Source organism: Rhodothermales bacterium, assembly GCA_013002345.1.
Classification (GTDB): domain Bacteria; phylum Bacteroidota; class Rhodothermia; order Rhodothermales; family JABDKH01; genus JABDKH01.
Genome location: JABDKH010000295.1, coordinates 1 through 6509, shown reverse-complemented (window position 1 = coordinate 6509; position 6509 = coordinate 1). Strand labels below are relative to the sequence as shown.

The 6509-nt window shown below is 58.1% G+C and carries 5 protein-coding genes; all 5 read left to right on the top strand.

Going from position 1 to position 6509, the window contains the following annotated elements; all coding sequences use genetic code 11:
- Positions 1 to 2087 (top strand): hypothetical protein (locus HKN37_14125; GenBank protein NNE47787.1); only part of this gene is annotated, 2087 nt, incomplete at its 5' end.
- Positions 2088 to 2126: 39 nt separating this feature from the next.
- Positions 2127 to 3146 (top strand): PorV/PorQ family protein, encoded by a 1020-nt coding sequence (locus tag HKN37_14120; GenBank protein NNE47786.1) that lies wholly within the window; start codon positions 2127 to 2129, stop codon positions 3144 to 3146.
- A gap of 36 nt (positions 3147 to 3182) precedes the next feature.
- Positions 3183 to 4394 carry a hypothetical protein gene (locus tag HKN37_14115; protein NNE47785.1) on the top strand — a complete coding sequence of 404 codons (1212 nt, stop codon included), beginning with the start codon at positions 3183 to 3185 and terminating at the stop codon, positions 4392 to 4394.
- Positions 4395 to 4451: 57 nt separating this feature from the next.
- Positions 4452 to 5864 carry a T9SS type A sorting domain-containing protein gene (locus tag HKN37_14110; protein ID NNE47784.1) on the top strand — a complete coding sequence of 471 codons (1413 nt, stop codon included), beginning with the start codon at positions 4452 to 4454 and terminating at the stop codon, positions 5862 to 5864.
- A gap of 160 nt (positions 5865 to 6024) precedes the next feature.
- On the top strand, positions 6025 to 6509 hold a 485-nt coding region (locus HKN37_14105; protein NNE47783.1), incomplete at its 3' end, for a hypothetical protein.

The window sequence follows — 6509 nt, the reverse complement described above, 5'->3', positions numbered from 1 at the left end:
ACTCCGAGATCGGCAGTGAGTGCGAGGAGTGCGGCTTCATCCGTACGCAGCAGGACGGTCTGCGCTGGCCCGGCATCTATCGCTTCACCGATATGCAGGCCGCGAAGGCGTTCTGGATCGGCGCCGCAAACGTGACCGACGATAACGGACAGAACTGGGCACAGCGCGTTGTCCACGTCGGCCCGCGCGTATCGGGACAGGGCGAGTTCTTCCCGGTTCGCTTTGAAGACATCAGCCGGTTTGCTCCACCCATCGTTACCGTCGACGGCGAAGTCTCAGAGGCCGAGGCCGCGATGGTCAACGACCTCGTGGATCCGGATATGATCGCCGATCGCATGATCATCAACGAGGTGAACACCCTCCTTGGGATCACGATGGAACGCAAGATCATGCAGTTCAGCCAGGGTTTCCACGACAACTACCACGTGATGGAGTTCACCTTCACGAATACTGGAAACACGGACGATGATGCGGATATCGAGCTACCGAATCAGACGCTCGAAGACGTTTACTTTTTCTGGCAGTGGCGTCTGTCGGTTGCGAAGGAGACGCGATACGTGGTCGGGAATGGAACGGGCTGGGGTCTCAACGCGATGCTCGACACCAGAGGCGACGGTGTCAAGGTAGACCCACCCGACGAGCAGTTTCGGGCGCAGTTTGTATGGCACGGCAAATTTCCATCGTTCACCGCCTACAATAATATCGGTGGCCCGATCATGCCGCCGGCTGCGCCCGCAGTCAACATCGCGACCACTGATACGCTGGGTCGGCTGGGCGCTTCTCAGTTTGTGGGTGTTGTGACGCTTCACGCCGATACATCGCCGACTGATCCCACCGACGATATCGCACAACCTTCGACCACGTCGTGGATCGGTTCGGATGACCCGTACCAGTCGCAGAACGACGCATTCAACCCGGACAAGATGCGAACAGAGTACAGCATCATGTCAGCCGGTCACAAGTCGCCACGCCATGCAGACGTCGTCGAACCTTCGGGACTTCCGGGCTTTCTGAATCCGTCGGGTGACCCGTCACTTGGAACCCCGGGTGGTTATTCCAATGCGAACGGCTACGGGCCCTACACCCTTGGTCCAGGAGAAAGCGTACGGATCGTGATGGCGGAAGGGGCAGCCGGACTCAGCCGGGAAGCCAATCTCGCCATCGGTCGTGCGTACCGCGAGTCCGGAGCCAACGATGGGGCAGCCATTTCGTACGGAGGAGTAACCAAGACAAAGAACGAGTGGGTATTTACAAGCCGCGACTCGTTGTTCCAGACGTTCCGACGTGCGATCGCCAACTTCGAGTCGGGCTACTCGATTCCTCGAGCACCGGCACCACCGAGCACGTTTGATGTGACGGGTGGCGGCGACCGGATCAGCCTGGCATGGGATGTTTTCCCGGATCAACCGGCCCCGAGTGGCTTCGAGATCTATCGGGCCCGGGGACGCTTCGACAGCACCTACGTAAAGATCCACGATGCGGGCGGCTCCGATCGTGGGTACGACGACACCACCCCGATACGCGGTATCGACTACTACTACTACATCGTCGCAGTGGGCGATGGCTCGGCCAACGACGGTACGGGTCTCACGCCAGCCGGTGTACGACTGCGCAGCAGCCGATACTACACGCAGACGTTTTCGCCGGCTCGGCTGAAGCGGCAGCAGGGTTCCTCCTTCGACGACCGTCCGTGTCCCGTCGGTGAGGAGTTCCGCTGCATCCCTGATGTGGAGACGGGCGACCTGATTCTACCCGGCCTGCGAATCGTACCGAACCCCTTCAACATCGGGTCCACACCGGGCGTCCGGTTCCCCGATCAGACGGACAAGCTTGCCTTCTTCAACATTCCGGGCTTCTGCGAGATCAGGATTTACTCGGAGCTGGGCGAGCTTGTGGATGTGATCAGTCACAGCGACGGAAGTGGTGATGCCTTCTGGGATCACACCACGTCGTCACGACAGGTGGTGGCCAGCGGTGTGTACATCGCGGTCGTGACTGTCACGCAGGATATTTCGGATCCGGAGTCCGGAGAACTTCTGTTCCGAGAGGGAGAAAAGGCGATCAAGAAGTTTATCATCATACGCTGAGTCGGAGCACCATTGGAGCCCCTAACCACGCGACTGCTCATGAGAGATCGAGTAACAGTCCTCACCTTTTTGCTGGCGCTTGCAATGCCCGCGGCGGTGAGCGGACAGGGTTCAGCATCAGGTGAGCAGAAGAAACTGGCCCAGACGGGCATGAAATTCCTGAACGTTTCTCTGGACGCGCGCTCGGCCGCGCTCGGGGACGCGGTCACGGCGGGTACCGTAAGCAGTTCCGCCAGCATCTTCTACAACCCGGCAGTTCTGGCGTACCAGACAAGATTCGTGGACGCCTCGTTCGGCTACGTCGGATGGATTGCGGACATCGACTACAACCAGGCCAGTATGGCCTTTCGTCCAAAGGGTGGCCGGTGGGGTGTGTTCGGAGTCTCCCTGATGTTCGTCGACTACGGCTCTATCCAGGGAACGATACGTTCGAACAACGAACAGGGCTTCCTCGATACACCGCTGATCTCGCCCGACGCATTTGCTCTCGGCTTTGGCTATGCGAAAGCGCTTACGGATCGATTCTCTGTCGGAGGAGCCGTTAAGTACGTCAAGCAGGATCTCGGCAACAGTGTCGACCAACTCGCAGATGACGGTAGCTCCGTTACCACGGAGAATTCGAAAAGCGTGGCCGCGTTCGACTTCGGAATTCTCTACAGCACCGGTTTTGAGAGTCTGACGTTCGCCTTCTCGGCACGGAATTTCGCGAAGGAGATTGAGTACGAGGAAGAGAGTTTCCAACTTCCGCTCACGCTTAAGATCGGCGTAGCCATGGACATCACGGATCTGATGGCCGCCGATATGTCGGACATGCACGACTTCACGCTGTCGATCGATGCAGAGCATCCACGGGACTTTCCCGAACAGCTGAAGATCGGCGGTGAGTATATGTTCATGGACACGATTGCACTGCGTGCCGGATACGTCTTTCCTACGGACGAGCAGGGAATTAACCTGGGTGTCGGCGTTCGCCGCTTCGGCATACGCGCAGATTATGCGTACACAGACTTCGGCATTTTCTCATCTGTGCACAGGCTCTCGCTGTCCGTGGGTATCTAGGATGCAGATGTGGGTAAATTGAATTCAGGAGCTCTTATGAGTCCTTGCTTCAGAAGAAACAGGCTATCAGCCCGTCTCTGGCTGTTCGCGCTCGTCGGCCTGGTGCTGTCGGTGGCGGCGTGTGATACCGACCCCTCAACGCTTTTCGATCCGGACGCAACGTTCGGTCCGGATCCCGTCATCAGCGGAATTGCTCCGGTCGATTCAGCGCTGGCCGGCGTGTCTGTCGTGACGATAACCGGGGAGAACTTCTCAACGCGCCCGGGAGAAAACCTCGTCTATTTCGGGACCACCAGAGCGCCGACGTTATCGGCCACTGCGACTGAGCTCACGGTTCGTGCGCCCAACGAGCCTTCACCCGACGTGACGATCAAACTGGCTGTGATCGGAGCCGAGAACTTCAGCAACAACGTCAACTACAGGCTGAACCCGGCCGCCACGTCCTTTGCAAACATAGGTGGGTTTGAGGAGCCGGTTGGCATCACATCGGATTCGGAAGGCAACCTCTACGTGTCGATGCTGGCCAACTCTGTCCCGGCTGGGATTCAGATTGTTACTCCGGATGGCGCTCGATCAGAATATGTCGCATCGACCTTCAGGTGGGATGATCTGGCGCTTGGCCCTGACGGATATTTGTACGCCGTCCGTAATCTCAGGGCCGTGTTCCGCTTTCCTCCCGGCGGTGGTGGCCAGGAAACATGGACCGCACTTGTCGACCGCAGCGTTCGCCTGTCGGCCATCACGTTCGACGACGCGGGCAATCTGTGGGGTGGCGGCGGCAATGCACAGATCTTTCGGATAGCTCCGGACAAGAGCGTGCTTATTGTTGATTTTGACGGGGTTGTCTCAGACATGGTGGTGTTCTCGGGCTTCTTGTATGTAGCCGTGGAGCGAGAGGGCGCATCGACCGTCGAACGCCTCCCGCTGGATGCAGGCGGAAACCCTGGCACGGTCGAGACCTATTTCTCCGTAACTGACGCTGTCGGCAGTGAGTTTGTCCCGGGCAATGCCCTTGCGTTTGCCACTACAGGAGAGCTGTTTATAGGAACCGAGTTGCCCGATCCGGTTCTGTTCGTGCGTCCCGACGGCTCCTGGGAGAGCTTGTACCCGGGCGTTCTTGAACCCACAGTCTCAGGGCTGGCGTGGGGTCCGGATCCGTTTCTCTACGTGGCAAAAACTGCAAACGCGGACATTGGCACGGACGCGGACATTGTGCGGATAAATACGCAGCGCGAGGGTGTGCGCTAACCCTCACTTACGTCTTTTAAACTCGAATTCAGAAACATCGAAAGAGGCATGACACAAATGAAGAAAGTACTGATACCACTCGCAGCACTGCTGCTTATTCCGGTGCTGGCGAACGCTCAGACCGAGTGGGATCTGCAGGGCGAATTTTGGCCGCAGATCTTGCTCGACAACGCAATCGGATCAGGTCATGGCATTGCGGTTGATGGAATGGACCGGCTCTGGTTTCAACCTTTTAGCAAGAGCGACAGCGTTGACACAGGCGGCGGCGTCTACGAGGCCGTAAGTGCGACTTATGTCTTCAACGCCGACATGTCGCTTGTTGAAGTCCTGAAGTTCGTATCGCTTCCCGGAGGCGTCACCGATACGCTCGGATTCGACGCGCTTGCTGATAATGGGCGCGGCTTGCGTGCTGACGGCAATGGCGACATCCTCATGTCGTTGGACAAATCCCTGTACTACCTCGATCACACGACCGTCGGCGACGGCGATGGCATTGCCACGGGGTTCAAGCGGGCCTTCAACGATGGTAGCACCGGATACTGTGCCGTGAACGCAGCGGCAGTGGCCACGGACACCGGAAACATCTTCATTGGCTCCGTGTGTAGCGGTGATGATGCATCGCCCAGGGAACTCAACCCCACAGATCTGGGTGACCTCGGAAATGTGGCGGACATTTCCGTCGGGTTTTCGCGGTCTTTCGAGGTATCACCGGATGGTAATTCCGTGTTGTGGGCAGGCTATACGAACAACGCGGTAATTCTGTACCAGCGGGCCGATGAGTTCTCCGCCTGGGATTCCATTGGCACCGTGCTTCGCGGCATGGACAGCGAGTCCATGACAATCAACCGGGCCACCGGAAATCTATGGGTTGGCTCAGGATCGCCGAACGATGCACCCAACCGTTACGTACTACCCGATGGTACACCCGTCGTAACGAACTGGAACTCGAACACCTGGTATGAATTCGCTCTCGCGGACGTCATTGATGGCGATGCTGTCGAGACGCCTCTCGGATCCATAACCTGGGGCGAGTGCCAGACATTCACGGCCGGTGTTTGCAATGAGACGGGGGGTCGCCCGCGCGGTCTTGCCTTCAGCAACGACGGCAATACAGCATGGGTCACTCAGTTCAGCCAGACGGCTCCGGCTATGTACTATTACACCGTGGGCACGACGTCTATCGATCAAGTGGACTCGACCGTTCCGGAGAGCTACACACTCTCGCAGAACTACCCGAACCCGTTCAATCCATCAACGACGATTGAGTTTGCGCTCAAAGAGTCGCAACATGCACAGCTGAGTGTGTTTGACATGATGGGTCGTGAGGTTGCGGTGCTGGTCGACCAGACTATGATGCCCGGCACCTACGAGGCGACGTTTAATGCCGATAACCTGTCGTCCGGCATTTATCTGTATCGTCTGCAGGTCGGTGCAACGCAGCTGACCGGCACGATGACGCTTCTGAAGTAGGACAGTTCGGTTGGAACATCGGTTGGAGAAAAGGGGCCCCGGCGTACGGAGCCCCTTTTCTTTGGCCACCTGTAGTCAACGGGCATATCGTAGCCGCACCGGATCTCACCCGATCGTCAGACGTTGCCCTGACAAGCGCCCATTTCAAACTGTTGGCCCCGTGAAACTCAGCCAATCACACGTACGTGCCTTCCTCGTTGCTGCCTGGACTCTTGCGGGCGCCCTGGACGTGCATGGTCAGGCAAACCTTCGAGTCACAGACGCACCGTTGCCGCTCGTCCAGGAGGCGGGCGCTCATTTCATCCAACCTCGATGGTCACCCGATGGTTTGCGTCTGGCGTTCACGAGCGAATCGTACCGCGGGATCTGGATCGCGAGCAAGAACGGTACCGGAGTCACTCAGATTTCGGATGATAATTCGGCGGGCTTCGGTTTCAGCTGGTCGCCCGACGGATCAGCCATCCTCACGCGCGTAGCCCGATACGATGGTCGGCGACGTGCAGACGCGGTCAAGCTTCTGGAGGTGGATGGTAGGAGCGAACGACTTCTTTCCGAATACAGGGAGAACATGCCCGTCCTTCCACAGTGGTCGCGCGATGCCGCGCACATAATTCTTCATGACGAACGAGCGCTTGAAGTGATCGC

Bases quoted from the DNA above. Each gene is read 5' to 3' on its own strand.
- HKN37_14120 (NNE47786.1), top strand. From the start codon at position 2,127: ATGAGAGATCGAGTAACAGTCCTCACCTTTTTGCTGGCGCTTGCAATG.
- HKN37_14115 (NNE47785.1), top strand. From the start codon at position 3,183: ATGAGTCCTTGCTTCAGAAGAAACAGGCTATCAGCCCGTCTCTGGCTG.
- HKN37_14110 (NNE47784.1), top strand. From the start codon at position 4,452: ATGAAGAAAGTACTGATACCACTCGCAGCACTGCTGCTTATTCCGGTG.